Here is a 15,273-nt window from a genome sequence, read left to right on the forward strand (position 1 = left end):
TGCCGCAAAATGTGCGCGTTGCGCATAATGAGTGTCCGATCAAGGACTTGACTCGCTTTAGGCGGCTTGTCCACAGACCTTTCAACATTTTCTGTTGATAACCCGGCGGCGGCTGTGCGGCAGCCAACGTGGGGAATTCTTACAAAAAAACTTCGTTGCCGGCCAGGCGATTTCATTAAAATGCGCTGTTGCGTCGCCGGGCCGCGGGCGTTGGCCAGTCGCGGCACCGTTATAATTACGATTTCGAGCGCCGCCCGGCGGGCGAGCGCGCAACGGCGCGGCAAGCCGCGCTGACCATGCGTCATGCCTATCATTAAACGACCCCGATCCTCCGAGTCTCCGGCCGACGGCCGACAACCTTCCCGAATGAGTCCCGAACGCCAGCATGGCTCGTTCGGCAGCAGCCTGCTGCTGACATTGGGCGGCCTCGTCGCAACCGTTGCCGTCGTCTTCGCGCTGATTATTGGCTATGCATTGATCGTGATGGCGCCGCAATTGCCGTCGCTCGATGCGCTGACCGACTATCGCCCGAAGGTGCCATTGCGCGTCTATACGGCCGACCACGTACTGATCGGCGAATTCGGCGAGGAGCGGCGCTCTCTCGTGCGTTTCGCCGATATTCCCGATTCGATGAAAAAAGCGGTGCTCGCGATCGAGGACTATCGCTTCTACGAGCATGGCGGCGTGGATTTCCTCGGCATCCTGCGTGCCGGTATGGCGGACATCCTCCATGGCGGCGCGTCGCAAGGCGCGAGCACGATCACGATGCAGGTGGCGCGCAACTTCTTCCTCTCGAGCGAGAAGACCTACACGCGGAAGATCTACGAAATGATGCTCGCGTACAAGATCGAGCGCGCGCTGACGAAAGATCAGATCCTCGAGCTCTACATGAACCAGATCTATCTGGGCGAGCGCGCGTATGGTTTCGCGGCGGCCGCCCGGGTGTATTTCGGCAAGGATCTCAAGGACATCACGCTGGCTCAGGCGGCGATGCTGGCCGGGCTGCCCAAGGCGCCCTCGGCATACAATCCGATCGTCAATCCGAAGCGCGCGAAGATCCGGCAGGAGTACATCCTCAAGCGGATGCTCGATCTGCGCTATATCACGCAGGCGCAATACGATCAGGCCGTCAAGGAAGACATTCACACGAAGGTGTCGGGCAACGAATACAGCGTGCATGCGGAGTATGTCGCCGAGATGGTGCGACAGATGATGTACGCGCAATACAAGGAAGAAACGTATACGCGGGGCTTGTCGGTCGTGACGACCCTCGACTCGGCGTACCAGGATGCGGCTTACCGCGCCGTGCGCAAGGGTGTCATGGACTACGAGCGCCGGCACGGCTATCGCGGACCGGAAGGCTTCGTCGAGCTGCCGGCCGGCCGCGACGAACGCGACGAGGCAATCGACGATGCGCTCGCCGATCATCCGGACGACGGCGAACTGGTGGCCGGTGTCGTCACCGCAGCGAGCCCGAAGCAGCTGACCGTGCAATTCGTCGACGGCAATACGGCCAACGTGACCGGCGAAGGGCTGCGGTTCGCGGCGACGGCACTGAGCGCGCGCGCCAGCGCGGCGCAGCGGATCAAGCCCGGTTCGATCGTCCGGTTGATGCCCGATGCGAAGGGCAACTGGCAGATCACCCAGTTGCCGCAGGTGGAAGGCGCGCTCGTTTCGCTCTCGCCGCAAGATGGCGCGCTCCGTGCGCTCGTCGGCGGGTTCGACTTCAACAAGAACAAGTTCAATCACGTGACGCAAGCCTGGCGTCAGCCCGGTTCGAGCTTCAAGCCGTTCATCTATTCGGCGTCGCTCGAAAAGGGCCTCGCCCCGGCGACGATCATCAACGATGCGCCGCTTTACTTCCCCCCGAGCACGCCGGGCGGGGAGGCGTGGGAGCCGAAGGACGACGATCAGCCCGATGGCCCGATGTCGATGCGCGTGGCGCTCGAGAAGTCGAAGAACCTCGTCTCGATCCGGATTCTTTCCTATATCGGTACCAAGTATGCGCAGGACTATGTGACGCAGCGCTTCGGTTTCGACGCGGACAAGACACCTCCTTACTTGCCGATGGCGCTGGGCGCTGGGCTCGTCACGCCGCTGCAGTCGGCTGCGGCCTACGCGGTGTTCGCGAACGGCGGCTATCGCGTCAATCCTTATCTGATCGCGGAAGTCGATGACGCGCACGGTCAGCCGATCTCCAAGGCGCAGCCGATCGTGGCAGGGCGGGACGCGCCGCGTACGATCAGCGCAGCCAACGCCTTCATCATGAACTCTCTGCTGCATTCGGTGGCAACGGCAGGTACCGGTGCGGGCACGAACGTCTTGCATCGCTCGGACCTCTCCGGCAAAACCGGTACGACGAACGACGCCAAGGACGGATGGTTCGCGGGTTACCAGCCGACGCTGGTCGCGGTGGCCTGGATGGGCTACGACCAACCGAAGAGTCTCGGCAGCCGCGAATTCGGTGCGCAGCTCGCGCTGCCGATCTGGGTCGACTACATGGGCCAGGCGCTGCGTGGCGTACCGCAGGTGCAAATGCCGATGCCCGAAGGTGTGACGACGATCGGCGGCGAGCTTTACTACGCGGACATGACGCCTGGCAATGGCTTCGTTGCGAGCATCGGCACAGGCGGCGAACCGGGGACTGCGCTGGCTGGCGCCGGCGCGAGCGAAGCGGTCGGCAGCATCGGACCGGCGGGGCTCGCGGCGCCTGCGGCACCGCCGCCCAGTGTGTCGTCGCAGGAGAAGAAACAGATTCTCAATCTGTTCAATGACAACCGGCCCTGAGCGGTCGCCATCGCGCAGGTGCGATGGGAGGCTCCTCGCATCCACCTTCGCGCGATCAATTACCCGAATGGCCTGGGAGTCGCGCTAGGCCGGCGCGCTAAGTCGACGCGCGCGCCCGTTCGAGATGGGCGGACAACGTGGCCGGGTCGGTATTCGTTCCGCACAGGATGACGCCGACGCGCTTGCCTTGCAGCGTTTCGCGCAGCGGCCCCAAGAGCGCGGCCGTTGCCGCGGCGCACGCCGGCTCGACGGCGAGCTTGAGCTGGACGAACAGCTTGAGCATCGCTGCGCGCAACTCATCGTCCGAAACGGTGACGATCCGATCGATGTGGCGCCGGCACAGCTCGTAGCTATATTGCTCGGTGTGCGGTGCCATCAGGGAATCGGCGATGGTGTGCATCGCGCCCATCTTCACGGTGTGATTGGCGGCGAAACTGCGCGACATTGCATCGGCGCCCTCCGGTTCGACACCGAACACATGCACGCGCGGATTGGCGAGGCGCAATGCGGTCGAGACGCCGGCTGCCAAGCCGCCGCCGCCGATGGGGACGATCACCGCATCGAGATCGGGCGTCTGCGTCGCCCATTCGTAGCCGAGCGTTGCCGTGCCCAGCACCGTGCGATAGCCATTGAACGGGTGAACGAAAAAGCGGCCTTCCTCGGCTTCGATTCGGCGCACGACATCGAATGCTTCGGCCGGCGAGTCGGCCATGACGACCTCGGCGCGGTACTGTTTGCACAGCGCGATGCGCGCAGGGCTTGCCGTGCGGAACATCACCACTTTCGCGCTCGTACCGAGCCGCATGGCCGCATAGGCAACCGCCGCCGCATGATTGCCGCCCGATACGCAGGTCACGCCGACACTGCGCTGCGATGCGTCGAGCGCGAGCAGATTCGTGAATGCGCCCCTCACCTTGAAGCTGCCGCTCGACTGCAGCAATTCGAACTTGAAATTGATGTTCGTGCCTTCGAGCGTCGGAAAGTCATGCCGTTCGAAGACCGGCGTCCGCACGACCCAGGGCGTGAGCGCGAAATGCTGTGACGCGATGGCGTCCAGCGTGGGAACCGGCTCGGCGTCGATCGTATGGTCGGTATGCTGCGATGAAGCGGTGGACATGAGCGAAGCCATCGTAAAGGACAAGTGAGGGACCCGCGCTACTGTTGCTACTGTTGCTGCTGTTGCGTATCGACCGACATGCTGCGAATGAATTTGCGCAAGAAGCTTTCACAGGCGTCGAGCTGCGCGAGCTCGACATACTCGTTCGGCTTGTGCGCCTGCTCGATGTCGCCCGGCCCGCAGACGACGCTCGGCACGCCGGCCAGCGCGAACAACCCCGCTTCCGTCCCATAGGCGACCTTGCGCGTATCGCGATCGCCCGTCAAGGCGCGCACGAGTTGCGTGATGGCCGCCTGCTCGGTGGCGTCGAGACCCGGCGCCGCGGCGATCCGCGTGAACTCGATTGCGGCGTTCGGATGCTCGCGCCGCATCTGCGGCAGCAGCGTTTCGTTCGCGTAGCGCTCGATGCGCGCGAATACGACGGCCGGATCGAGCGTCGGCAGGTTGCGAAACTCGAAGGCGAAGCGGCACTCGGCCGGCACCGTGTTGATCGCATTGCCGCCTTCGATCGTGCTCGTCTGCGCCGTGGTGAACGGCACGTCGTAGCTCGTATCGAACGGACCGTCGCGCCGCATTTGGTCGGCCACGTCGCGAATGTGGCAGATGAGGCGGGCCGCATATTCGATCGCGTTGAGGCCCTTGGGCGTCAGCGACGAATGGGCCGCATGACCGCGCACGCAGCAGCGATACGCGTTGATGCCTTTATGCGCCACGATCGGACGCATGCTGGTGGGCTCGCCCACGATGCAGCCGTCCGGCTTGATGCCACGCTTTTGCAGGTCTGCGATCATCAGCGGCGCACCGGCACAGCCGATTTCCTCGTCGAACGAGAAAGCCAGGTGAATCGGCTTCGCGAGCCGTGCCGATTGCATTTCGGGCACGAGCGCGAGCGCCGCGCCGATGAAGCCCTTCATATCGCAGGTGCCGCGGCCATACAACCGGCCGTCGCGAATCTCGGGCGAAAACGGATCGCTGTCCCACTGTTGTCCATCGACGGGCACGACGTCCGTGTGGCCGGACAGCACGACGCCGCCTTGCGTAGAACCGTCGTGCGCGGGGATCGTGGCGAACAGGTTGGCCCATTCGCCGCGCTCGCCGCGCGCATCGCGCGTCAGCAGCGAAGAAATGCCTCGTGCCGCCAACGATTCGCACACGAGTTCGATCAGTTCGATATTCGGTACACGGCTAGTCGTATCGATCGAGACGAGCCGTTCGACCCATTGCAAACTGAGCGGAACCGGTGAAGCGGAGGAGGGGGCCGAAGCCAGCGAGTGGGGAGAGGACGTGGAGGATCGGTGCGCCGTTTCAGCGTCTTGAGACATGACAAGCTCCAGCTCGAGAGTGCCTCCGATCATACCGAAAAACCGCGTGCAACCCAAATAGTGCGAGCGACAGCGGCATGCTGCGGCGCCGCAATCGAGCGCCGCAGCATGCTTTTTTCATCGCGCGGCGGCGGCCGGTTGGCGCGCGGGCGCGCCCAGCGCACGCAGCGTCTCCTTGGCGGTCGCGACACGCACGGCCAGATCGGGGCTGCGCGTTTCGATGCGCAGCTTGTCCTGTCCCGCCAGCTTGATGTGCTTGTTCTTGTGGACCATCTCGATGATGCGCATGCCGTCGATGGGCGGATTCGGCACGAACTGAAGGCTGATCGCGGCTTCGCCCGCATCGATCTTCGAGACGCCGAGCGGCTTCGCCGCAAGTCGCAGCCGGTGCGTCTCGACGAGCGCGTGGGCTTGCGTCGGCAGCTTGCCGAAGCGGTCGATCAGTTCTTCCTGGATATCGTCGATGGCGTCGCTGGTCTCGCAATTGGCGAGGCGTTTGTAGATCGACAGGCGCTCTTGCACGTCGCCGCAATAGTCTGCGGGAAGGATGGCGGGCGTATGCAGATTGATCTCGGTCGTCGCCGCGAGGGGCGCGGTCAGATCGGGCTCCTGGCCGTTCTTGAGCGCTTTCACGGCGTCGCTGAGCATCTCCGAATACAGCTGAAAACCGATCTCGTGGATTTCGCCCGATTGCTTGTCGCCCAGTACCTCGCCGGTGCCGCGAATCTCGAGATCGTGCATCGCCAGATAAAAACCGGAACCGAGTTCCTCCATCTGCTGAATGGCTTCGAGTCGGCGCTGCGCCTGCTTCGTCAATCCTTGCGGATCGTGCACGAGCAGATAGGCATAAGCCTGGTGGTGCGAGCGCCCGACGCGTCCGCGCAATTGATGCAGCTGCGCGAGGCCGAACTTGTCGGCGCGATGAATGAGAATCGTATTCGAGCTCGGGACGTCGATGCCGGTTTCGATGATGGTCGTGCACAGCAGGACGTTGGCCCGCTGAGAGACGAAGTCGCGCATGACGCGCTCGAGCTCACGTTCATGCATCTGCCCGTGTGCCACCGCGATCCGCGCCTCGGGCACGAGCGCTTCGAGCATGGCGCGCCGGTTTTCGATCGTTTCCACTTCGTTGTGCAGGAAGTAGACTTGCCCGCCGCGTTTGAGCTCCCGCAACATCGCTTCGCGAATGACGCTGTCTTCCTCGCGCCGCACGAATGTCTTGATCGCCAGCCGTTTTTGCGGCGCGGTGGCGATGACGGAAAAGTCGCGCAGGCCTTCGAGCGCCATGCCCAGTGTTCGCGGAATGGGGGTGGCGGTCAACGTCAGCACATCGACCTCGGCGCGCAACGCCTTTAGCGCCTCCTTTTGCCGTACGCCGAAGCGATGCTCTTCGTCGATGATGACGAGGCCGAGCCGCTTGAAGCGCACGTCCGACGACAGCAGCTTGTGCGTGCCGATGACGATGTCGATCGAGCCGTCGTTGATCTGCTCGATGGCCGCGTTGACCTCCTTCGTCGACTTGAAGCGGGAGAGCTCAGCAATGCGCACGGGCCATTCGGCGAAGCGATCGGTGAAGGTCTGCGTGTGCTGCTCGGCGAGCAGCGTGGTGGGCGCGAGCAGCGCGACCTGCTTGCCGGCCATCACCGCGATGAACGCGGCCCGCAATGCCACCTCGGTCTTGCCGAAGCCCACGTCGCCGCATACGAGCCGGTCCATCGGGCGACCCGTCGTCATGTCGCCGATAACGGCGGCGATCGCGGCGGCCTGATCCGGCGTTTCCTCGAAACCGAAACTCTCGGCGAATTTGCCGTAGTCGCGCGGATCGAACCGGAAGGCATGGCCCTCGCGCGCGGCGCGCCGCGCATAGAGGTTGAGCAGCTCGGCGGCCGTGTCGCGAATCTGCTGTGCCGCGCGGCGCTTGGCCCGTTCCCATTGGCCGGAGCCGAGCGCGTGCAACGGGGCGGTGTCCGGGTCCGCGCCGCTGTAGCGGGAAATCACATGCAGTTGCGCGACGGGGACGTAGAGCTTGCTGTCGCCGGCGTACTCGAGATGGAGGAACTCGGTTTCGCCTTCGCCGAGGTCCATCGTCACGAGTCCCATATAGCGGCCGATACCATGCTGCGCGTGCACGACAGGATCGCCCACCTTGAGCTCCGAGAGGTCGCGCACCATCGAATCGACGTTGCTGGCCTGCTCCTGACGCCGGCGGCCGGCGCGCCGGGCCAGCGGGCCGTAGAGCTCGGTCTCGGTGACGACGGCCCAGCCTTCCGCCGGCAGCGCGAAGCCCGTCGAGAGCGGCGCCACCCCGAGCGCAAACGCGGCGTCGCCTTGCAGCCAGCTCTCGAAGCTCTCGCCTGCTTGCGGCTTGAGGCCGTTTTCGGCGAGGAACTGGGCGATCGTTTCGCGGCGGCCGGCCGACTCCGCGGCGATCAGCACACGCCGGCCGCTCGTGGCGAGGTAGGCGCGCAGCGCGGCGACCGGATCGTCGGCACGACGATCGACGGCCAGCGACGGCAGCGGCGTGCTCCAGCCTCCGCCGCCGTCGGTGGGCACCACCAGACGCGCGAACGGCTTGGCCAGCGTATAGAAATCCTCATCGGAAAGGAACAGCCGCTGCGGCTCGAGAATCGGCCGCTCGCGGTCGTGCGACAAAAACGCGTGGCGTTGCTTCGTGTCGGCCGTGAAGCGCCGGATCGCGTTCTCGAGATCGCCGACGAACGCAAGGTGGGCGTTTGCCGGCAGGTAGTGGAACAGGGTGGCCGTCTGCTCGAAAAAGAGCGGCAAGTAGTACTCGATGCCGGCGGAGGGCACGCCGTTGCCGATGTCCTTGTAGATCGACGAACGGCTCGGGTCGCCTTCGAATACCTCGCGCCAGCGGCTACGAAACGCGGTGCGGGCCGCTTCGTCGAACGGAAACTCGCGGCCCGGCAGCAGGCGCACGTCGCGCACGGGGTACAGGCTGCGTTGCGTGTCCGGATCGAATGCCCGGATCGAATCGACCTGGTCGTCGAAAAGATCGATCCGGTACGGCAACGCGGAGCCCATCGGATAGAGGTCGATCAGCGAGCCCCGCACGCAGTACTCACCGGGGCGCACGACCTGGCTCACGTGCTCGTAGCCCGCGAGCGTGAGCTGCGCTTTCAGTTTGGCTTCGTCGAGCCTGGCCCCTTGCGAGAACGAGAACGTGTAGGCCGCGAGGAACGAGGCCGGCGGCATCCGGTAGAGCGCCGTCGTGGCGGGTACCAGCAGTACGTCGCAACGACCCTCGCCGAGGTCGTGCAGCGTCGCCAGGCGCTCGGAAACGAGATCCTGGTGCGGCGAGAACGTGTCGTAGGGCAGCGTCTCCCAGTCCGGCAGCCGCCGCACGCGGGCGCCGGGCGCGAACCAGGCGAGCTCCTGGGAAAGCCGTTGCGCGTCGACGGCGCTCGCGCAGACCACGGCGAGCAGCGGCACCGCCGCGCCCGCCGCCTGCAGATATCGGGCGATCAGCAGCGCGTCGGCCGAGCCATGCGCCCCGTCGAACGCGAAGCGCTGGCCCGGTTTGACGAGCGGAAACGGTAAAAGCGGCGAAAAGGGTGTTGCGGCAGTCTGCATGACGGGAATGTAGGCCGTTTCAATGAACGGCACGTGCGCAAAAAACGGACGCAGCACGGGCCGGAAGGGGTTGAGCGCGAGCACGGACCCGGGTCGGCCGAATCGGACCCGCCTCGCGCGAAGCACCTATTATAAAATCCGTCCTTTATTTTGACCCGCGGCCCGCTCCTTGACTTCTCGTCTTTTTGCCCTGATCCCCTGCGCCGGCACCGGCAGCCGCTCCGGCGCACCGATGCCCAAGCAATACCGCACGGTCGCCGGCCGGCCGTTGCTCCACTTTACGCTGGCCGCTTTCGACGCTTGCAGCGAGTTTGCGCAGACGCTCGTCGTGCTGGCGCCCGACGACACGCACTTCGATGCGCGTCGTTTCAGCGGCCTGCGCTTCGCCGTGCGGCGCTGCGGCGGCGCGACGCGGCAGGCTTCGGTGATGAACGGGCTCGCGGCGCTCGCGGAGTTTGGCGCCGCCGCGGACGACTGGGTGCTCGTCCATGACGCAGCGCGCCCCGGCATCACCCCCGCGCTGATCCGTTCGCTCGTCGCAGCGCTCAAGGACGACCCCGTCGGGGGCATCATGGCGTTGCCGGTGGCCGACACGCTCAAGCGCATGGATGCGGCGCGCGGCGGCCACATCGCGCGCACCGAGCCGCGCGACGGGCTGTGGCAGGCGCAAACACCGCAGATGTTCCGCATCGGCATGCTGCGCGAAGCGATCGAACGCGCGCAGCATGATGGCCATGATTTGACCGACGAGGCAAGCGCGATCGAATGGCTCGGCCACGCGCCGCGGCTCGTTCAGGGCAGCCTGCGCAATTTCAAGGTGACTTACCCTGAGGACTTCGAGCTCGTCGACGCGATTCTCAGGCATTCCCCGGCTGGCTGAGCGGTTCGCCGGCGGCGGGCGGCGGCCCGCTCAGCCAGTGGCGCTGCACTCGGACCTATTTATTCAATCGAAACCGGAAGCACGGATGGACTACAGAATCGGACAAGGCTACGACGTACACGCGCTCGTGCCAGGGCGGCCGCTCGTGATTGGCGGCGTGACGGTGCCGTACGAGCGCGGGCTGTTGGGGCACTCGGATGCCGACGTGCTGCTGCATGCGATCACCGACGCGCTTTTCGGGGCGGCGGCGCTGGGCGATATCGGCCGGCACTTTCCGGACACCGACGAACGCTTTGCCGGCGCCAACAGCCGCGTGCTGCTGCGCGAGTGCGCCGCACGGCTCGCGCAAGCCGGCTTTGCGATTCAGAACGTCGACAGCACGGTCATCGCCCAAGCCCCGAAGCTCGCCCCGCATATCGATGCGATGCGAACCAATATCGCCGACGATCTGGGCCTGCCGCTCGCGCGCGTGAACGTAAAGGCCAAGACCAACGAAAAGCTCGGCTATCTTGGCCGCGGCGACGGGATAGAGGCGCAGGCGGCCGTTTTGCTGCGCGCGCTTTAGCGCCTGTCCCGCTGATCGCGGGCTAGTTGCCTTCGATCGCGAGCACATTGGCTGCCGCGCTGACGACGGCCGCGATGCGCCCGACATCGCGCAGTTGCTGCGCCGACATGCCCTGCTCGTTTTTCAGCAGCGCGTAGTGCGAGCTTACGCAGAAATGGCACTTGCCGACGATCGACGCGGCGAGCGCGTACATTTCGAAGCGGCGCTTGTCGACGCCGCCATGGGTGGCGTACGCGCTCATCCGCAGCTCGGGCCGCTGGGTTTTGAGGTCCTCGTCGTTCGCCATTTCGACGTACGGATACCAGACATTGTTCATGCCCATCATGGCGGCCGCCGTCAGCGCGCCTGTGACCTGCTCGGGCGGCAGGACCCCGGACGAACGGATTGCATCCACGATCGTGGTGCATTTCGCGGCGAAGGCAGCGGCCAGCGCCACACCCGCCGCATCGGCGCCTTCCAGCGACGAGCGCGCGATCGTGCCATCGAGGTTCAGGCGGATGTCCTTCGCGTAATCGGGGATCTTTTCCTTGATCGCAGACAAGAATTCCATTGAAGACTCCTATCGAGTGACCGATAAAAAAGCCCGCCGGCCTTGTCGAGCACAGCGGGCTCGGTGCTTGACCGAAGCGGTTGCCGCAGCTTAAAGCGTTGCGCCGCCGACCGTGCGGTTGCACGGGCACAGTTCGTCGGTTTGCAAGCCGTCGAGAATACGCAGGACTTCCTGCGGGTTGCGGCCCACGTTCAAGTTGTTCACCGACACGTGTTGAATCGTGTTGTCCGGATCGACGATGAACGTTGCGCGCAGGGCCACGCCGGCTTCCTTGTCGCGCACGCCGAGCTGATCGATCAGCTCGCCCTTCACGTCGCCGAACGCGTAGTGGTTCAGGCGATTGAGGTCCTTGTGCTCGCGACGCCATGCCAGCTTCACGAACTCGTTGTCGACGCTACCGCCCAACAGCACGGCATCGCGTTCCTCGAAGTCCTTTTGCAGCTTCCCGAACTCGACGATCTCCGTCGGGCACACGAACGTGAAGTCCTTCGGATAGAAATAGATGATCTTCCACTTGCCCGGGAACGATTGTTCGGTGATCTCTTCGAACGCCGATTGACCGTTTTCTTCATGGTTGTTGAAGCCCGGTTTCGCGGCAGTGACGGTGAAGGCTTCCAGCTTATCGCCCACGGTTTTCATGCAGTGACTCCTCATCGGGTTGAAAAAACGCACTTCAAAAATACGCGCCCGCTGTAACGGATGCGTTACACGCCCCAACTATAACGCTATTGGAAAATTGTTGCAATAGATTTTATCTAATGAAACCGATAGCCTGCCGCGTTGCGGCATGCGAGGCGAGGGGGGTCGAGCGCTGCGCGACAGCCGGTCCGCGGCATCAAGCGCTTTTTCCCAGGGGGAACTCGATCGTGACTTCGAGACCGGGGCCCGGCGTACGGTTGCGCAAGCGCAACGAGCCGCGGTAGCGGCTCACGAGCCGCTGGACGATGGCCATGCCAAGGCCCGTGCCGTTGGCCTGGCTGCGCGCCGAGTCGACCCGATAAAAGGGACGCGTCACGAGCGCGAGCTGGTCCTCGGGAATGCCGGGGCCCTCGTCCAGCACGGCGAGTTCGACGCGCGAATGCGCGACTCGCGTCTCGAGCATGATGTGCGGAATCCCATCCATCTCGCTGTGGCCGTACTTCTTTGCGTTTTCGAGCAAATTGCCGACCACGCGTCGGACGTCGGTTTCGTCGGCTTCGATGATCGCGGACGGTGCGAGCCGCGTAATGAGCCGCACGCCGTCCTCACAGGCCATGCGGGCGGCCATCTCGCCCGCGACCTGCGAAAGATCGACCGACTCGGACGTACGCTGAACCGGCCGCGCATAGTCGAGAAAGCGGCCGATGATCATGTCCATTTGCTCGATGTCGTCGATCATGGCGTCCTTCGTTACCTGATCCGACGGGCTCATCTCGGTCTCGAGCCGCAGCCGTGCGAGCGGGGTGCGCAAGTCGTGCGAGATACCGGCGAGCATCAGTGCACGATCGGCTTCGAGCTGCTCGAGATCCCGCACCATCTGGTTGAAGCTGCGATTCGTATCCGCCGCGACACCGAGACCGCGCTCGGGCAGCGGTTCGGGGGCTTGACCGGAGCCGACCTTGCGCGCGGCGACGGCAAGCCGCGCAAACGGCCGGTTCACGAGGCTCGTGATGAATGCGGCGCCGAACAGCGACAGCGCGAGCGCAAAGATGCCCCAGCCGGCCCATTGCAGACCCGTGACGTTATCGAGCTGTTCCCGGTCGAGGGCGACCCAGTAGTCGTCCTCGTCGATCTTGAAGCTGATCCATACACCGGGAATGTCGTTGACCGATTGAGCGATGACGGTATCGTCGCCAAGCCGGCCGCGGATGTCATGTTCGATGAGCCGGTTGAGCGACTCGTCGGGCTGCAGCGTGTATTTGTCCGTCGTCTCGCGCGGATAGACGCGCACGCCCTCGTTGCTTTCGAGATCTTGCAGGAGCGCCCGCCGCAGGTCCGGATCCGAGTAGAGCAGCGCCGTGCGCGTGAGCTTGACGATCGCCACGAGCTGCAGCGCCACCCGTTGAGCGCGTGGCTCGCGCTCAATCACGCGAAAGCTCTGGAACCACGCGGCGAGACTCACCGCGATCAGCAGAGCGATCAGCAAGAAGGTGCGCCAGAACAGGCCCCCGAAGACGTGCGTGAGAATACGCCGGTCGATGCGCATGGGGCCTACTGACACAAAAGGAAAGGGACGGGCGACGGCAACCCGCCGATCACGCCGATCCGTCGGGGATGAAGACGTAGCCGAGCCCCCAGACGGTCTGGATGAAGCGCGGGCTGCTCGGATCGACTTCGATCAGCTTGCGCAAGCGTGAAATTTGCACGTCGAGGCTGCGATCGAATACTTCGTATTCGCGGCCCCGCGCCAGCTCCATCAGTTTTTCGCGCGAAAGCGGCTGGCGCGGATGGCGTGCGAACACCTTGAGCACGGAGAACTCCCCCGTGGTCAATGGGATTTCCTGGCCGGCTTTGGTCAGCGTACGCGTGGCGAGGTTGAGCGCGAAGTCGCCGAACTCGAAGACCTCGGCCGTTTCGGACGGCGCACCGGGCAACTCGGAGGGCGACTGTCGCCGCAGCACGGCGTGAATACGCGCAACCAGTTCGCGCGGATTGAAGGGCTTCGGCAGGTAGTCGTCGGCGCCCATTTCGAGCCCGACGATACGGTCCACGTCTTCTCCCTTGGCGGTCAGCATGATGATGGGCGTACGGTCGTTGCTGCCGCGCAGGCGGCGGCAAATGGACAAGCCGTCCTCGCCCGGCAACATCAGATCGAGCACGAGCAGATCGAAGCGCTCGCGCACCCAGAGCTTGTTCATTGCCGGCGCGTTTTCCGCGACGTAGACATTGAAGCCTTGTTCGCCGAGGTAGCGGCGCAGGAGATCGCGCAGGCGCGGGTCGTCGTCGACGACGAGAATTTTCGAGGGGTTTTTCGTTTCCATGGTCGGCATCTTAGCGCGATTGCAAACAGGGACGGGAAAGTACGAATTCTCGCGTTACAGTCAGTTACAAAATTTACCCCGCTTCGAGGGGGTGCGTAAACAGCGCACACGTAAACTTCTTCACCGAAAGCGGCTCTTCGGTGGATACTTCATCCGATACATTTTCATGCCCGCCACTCGCTCGGGCTCAAGCACACGTAATTCGAGGTCGCCGGTTGCCGCAAAACGAAGGGAACAAGATGATGGACAGCGCGTGGCCGCGTATGCGCGCTCGGATCCTGGCGATCGCCGTTGCGGGCGCCATCGTCGGCGCTGCGGCTCCGCTCGGGGCCTACGCCCAGCCGCAGCGCCGAGGTGACGGCGAGGCGCAGCCCTCGTCCTCCTTTCGCCGCAACTCGTCCCATTCTCAACATCCCCGCGCGGCCAGCGCCGCTTCAGCGCCTATCGTGCGAACGAATACGCCGTTCGACTTCGGCACTCAGCAACGGGACGGACACCTGACACCGGAAGAGCGCCGCTTGCTGCGTCAGCACATCGAAGACGCCGTGCGCGAACTGTACAAACGCTGAGGCCGAGCGGCGACGGCGCGGCTCGCGCACGCTGCGACGCTTTCAACGCGAGCGGGCCGCGCGCCAGGCGATCCAGAGCTTGCGAATGGGTGTCAGCGCGATGCGCTGATGAAGCACGCGATAGCCGTCTCGTTCGATTTCGTCGAGCAGCGCGAGCGCCATGGCCGATTGAGCGCGCAGCGTACGCTGGGTCTTGCGTTCCGGTTGCGGGATGCCGGCAAGCGCGGCCACGATGGCCTCGCGTGCACGCCGCGTCTGAAAGCGCATGAGCTCGTCGAACGCGGGCGTGTACTTGCGGTTGATGAGCTCAGCCGCGCTGACCTGGAACCGCTGCAGTTCGTCGATCGGAATATAGATGCGGCCGTGGCGCGCATCGTTGCCGAGTTCCTGCACGAGCTGAGCCAGCATCAACGCGTTGCCGAGCGGCGGCGCCCATTGCGCGGCCGCCGCCGTGTCGCGGGCGGTGACGCGCGCCACGGCAAGCGCGAATGCGCCGCCGACCTGCTCGATATAGCTGCGCAGGTTGGGGTAGTCGAGATAGCGCGCCTGGTTCAGATCCATCTCGAAGCCGTCGACGAGCGCCTGCAGCGTGGCCGCTTCGCCGCCGATGTCCGCGCGGTGCGCGGCAAGTGCAACCGATACCGGGTGCGTCGGCTGTCCGGCCGCTAGCGAGGCGAGCTCTTGTTGCCACCACGCGAGCTTGGTTCTGCCGATGGCGGGATCGCTCGTCTCCCTTGCCGCTTGTTCGAGTTCGCGGCGCAGCGCGAAGAGCGCGGTCAGCAGCGGCTGCTTCGCAAGCGGTGCCTGGCGCAGCGCGTAGTAGACGCTGGAGCCCGGCGGGGCGGCTTTTTGCGCGCAGTACTCGTCGAAGTGACCCTGGATGGAACTGGATTCTTGTGACACGTCCGTAAAACTGATGAGAGGCGGCA

General features: G+C 64.5%; 12 protein-coding genes. 4 read left to right on the forward strand and 8 right to left on the reverse strand.

The window, feature by feature from the left end; all coding sequences use genetic code 11:
* Positions 1 to 303: 303 nt before the first annotated feature.
* The gene (locus ACO1XS_RS22465) at positions 304 to 2,787 is read left to right on the forward strand and encodes a penicillin-binding protein 1A (protein ID WP_486391738.1); all 2,484 of its coding nucleotides are present in this window, start codon (positions 304 to 306) and stop codon (positions 2,785 to 2,787) included.
* A gap of 97 nt (positions 2,788 to 2,884) precedes the next feature.
* On the opposite strand, the gene ACO1XS_RS22470 is transcribed toward ACO1XS_RS22465, so the two are convergent.
* The 3 genes from ACO1XS_RS22470 to mfd all read right to left on the reverse strand — a co-directional run bounded on the left by ACO1XS_RS22470 (position 2,885) and on the right by mfd (position 8,820).
* The gene (locus tag ACO1XS_RS22470) at positions 2,885 to 3,904 is read right to left on the reverse strand and encodes a threonine/serine dehydratase family protein (RefSeq protein ID WP_331572215.1); all 1,020 of its coding nucleotides are present in this window, start codon (positions 3,902 to 3,904) and stop codon (positions 2,885 to 2,887) included.
* 47 nt (positions 3,905 to 3,951) lie between these two features.
* Positions 3,952 to 5,226, reverse strand: coding sequence for an acetylornithine deacetylase (argE, locus tag ACO1XS_RS22475; RefSeq protein ID WP_331572217.1), 1,275 nt, complete (start codon positions 5,224 to 5,226; stop codon positions 3,952 to 3,954).
* A gap of 117 nt (positions 5,227 to 5,343) precedes the next feature.
* A complete protein-coding gene (gene mfd, locus ACO1XS_RS22480) occupies positions 5,344 to 8,820 on the reverse strand; it encodes a transcription-repair coupling factor (RefSeq protein ID WP_486391770.1) in 3,477 nt (1,158 codons plus the stop codon).
* 169 nt (positions 8,821 to 8,989) lie between these two features.
* Here mfd and ispD point away from each other — a divergent pair, with 169 nt between their 5' ends.
* Positions 8,990 to 9,700, forward strand: coding sequence for a 2-C-methyl-D-erythritol 4-phosphate cytidylyltransferase (gene ispD / locus ACO1XS_RS22485; RefSeq protein ID WP_331572219.1), 711 nt, complete (start codon positions 8,990 to 8,992; stop codon positions 9,698 to 9,700).
* 85 nt (positions 9,701 to 9,785) lie between these two features.
* On the forward strand, positions 9,786 to 10,265 hold the full coding sequence (gene ispF, locus ACO1XS_RS22490) for a 2-C-methyl-D-erythritol 2,4-cyclodiphosphate synthase (RefSeq protein ID WP_331572221.1): 480 nt from the start codon (positions 9,786 to 9,788) through the stop codon (positions 10,263 to 10,265).
* 22 nt (positions 10,266 to 10,287) lie between these two features.
* Here ispF and ACO1XS_RS22495 read toward each other — a convergent pair whose 3' ends face one another.
* The 4 genes from ACO1XS_RS22495 to ompR form a co-directional block, all read right to left on the reverse strand.
* A complete protein-coding gene (locus ACO1XS_RS22495; protein WP_331572223.1) occupies positions 10,288 to 10,815 on the reverse strand; it encodes a carboxymuconolactone decarboxylase family protein in 528 nt (175 codons plus the stop codon).
* Between the two features lie 90 nt (positions 10,816 to 10,905).
* On the reverse strand, positions 10,906 to 11,454 hold the full coding sequence (locus tag ACO1XS_RS22500) for a peroxiredoxin (protein ID WP_331572225.1): 549 nt from the start codon (positions 11,452 to 11,454) through the stop codon (positions 10,906 to 10,908).
* Between the two features lie 196 nt (positions 11,455 to 11,650).
* Positions 11,651 to 13,000, reverse strand: coding sequence for an ATP-binding protein (locus ACO1XS_RS22505; RefSeq protein ID WP_331572226.1), 1,350 nt, complete (start codon positions 12,998 to 13,000; stop codon positions 11,651 to 11,653).
* 49 nt (positions 13,001 to 13,049) lie between these two features.
* Positions 13,050 to 13,784 carry an osmolarity response regulator transcription factor OmpR gene (gene ompR, locus ACO1XS_RS22510; protein ID WP_414720301.1) on the reverse strand — a complete coding sequence of 245 codons (735 nt, stop codon included), beginning with the start codon at positions 13,782 to 13,784 and terminating at the stop codon, positions 13,050 to 13,052.
* Positions 13,785 to 14,014: 230 nt separating this feature from the next.
* On the opposite strand from ompR, the gene ACO1XS_RS22515 reads away from it, so the two are divergent.
* A complete protein-coding gene (locus ACO1XS_RS22515) occupies positions 14,015 to 14,344 on the forward strand; it encodes a hypothetical protein (protein WP_331572228.1) in 330 nt (109 codons plus the stop codon).
* Positions 14,345 to 14,386: 42 nt separating this feature from the next.
* On the opposite strand, the gene hpnD is transcribed toward ACO1XS_RS22515, so the two are convergent.
* A complete protein-coding gene (gene hpnD, locus ACO1XS_RS22520) occupies positions 14,387 to 15,247 on the reverse strand; it encodes a presqualene diphosphate synthase HpnD (protein ID WP_331572230.1) in 861 nt (286 codons plus the stop codon).
* Positions 15,248 to 15,273: the final 26 nt, after the last annotated feature.

The organism is Trinickia sp., assembly GCF_057351765.1.

What these genes read in the sequence shown, in the direction of transcription:
- ACO1XS_RS22465 (WP_486391738.1), top strand. Translation starts at nt 304, where the DNA reads ATGCCTATCATTAAACGACCCCGATCCTCCGAGTCTCCGGCCGACGGC.
- ACO1XS_RS22470 (WP_331572215.1), bottom strand. Translation starts at nt 3,904, where the DNA reads ATGTCCACCGCTTCATCGCAGCATACCGACCATACGATCGACGCCGAG.
- argE (WP_331572217.1), bottom strand. Translation starts at nt 5,226, where the DNA reads ATGTCTCAAGACGCTGAAACGGCGCACCGATCCTCCACGTCCTCTCCC.
- mfd (WP_486391770.1), bottom strand. Translation starts at nt 8,820, where the DNA reads ATGCAGACTGCCGCAACACCCTTTTCGCCGCTTTTACCGTTTCCGCTC.
- ispF (WP_331572221.1), top strand. Translation starts at nt 9,786, where the DNA reads ATGGACTACAGAATCGGACAAGGCTACGACGTACACGCGCTCGTGCCA.
- ACO1XS_RS22495 (WP_331572223.1), bottom strand. Translation starts at nt 10,815, where the DNA reads ATGGAATTCTTGTCTGCGATCAAGGAAAAGATCCCCGATTACGCGAAG.
- ACO1XS_RS22500 (WP_331572225.1), bottom strand. Translation starts at nt 11,454, where the DNA reads ATGAAAACCGTGGGCGATAAGCTGGAAGCCTTCACCGTCACTGCCGCG.
- ACO1XS_RS22505 (WP_331572226.1), bottom strand. Translation starts at nt 13,000, where the DNA reads ATGCGCATCGACCGGCGTATTCTCACGCACGTCTTCGGGGGCCTGTTC.
- ompR (WP_414720301.1), bottom strand. Translation starts at nt 13,784, where the DNA reads ATGCCGACCATGGAAACGAAAAACCCCTCGAAAATTCTCGTCGTCGAC.
- ACO1XS_RS22515 (WP_331572228.1), top strand. Translation starts at nt 14,015, where the DNA reads ATGATGGACAGCGCGTGGCCGCGTATGCGCGCTCGGATCCTGGCGATC.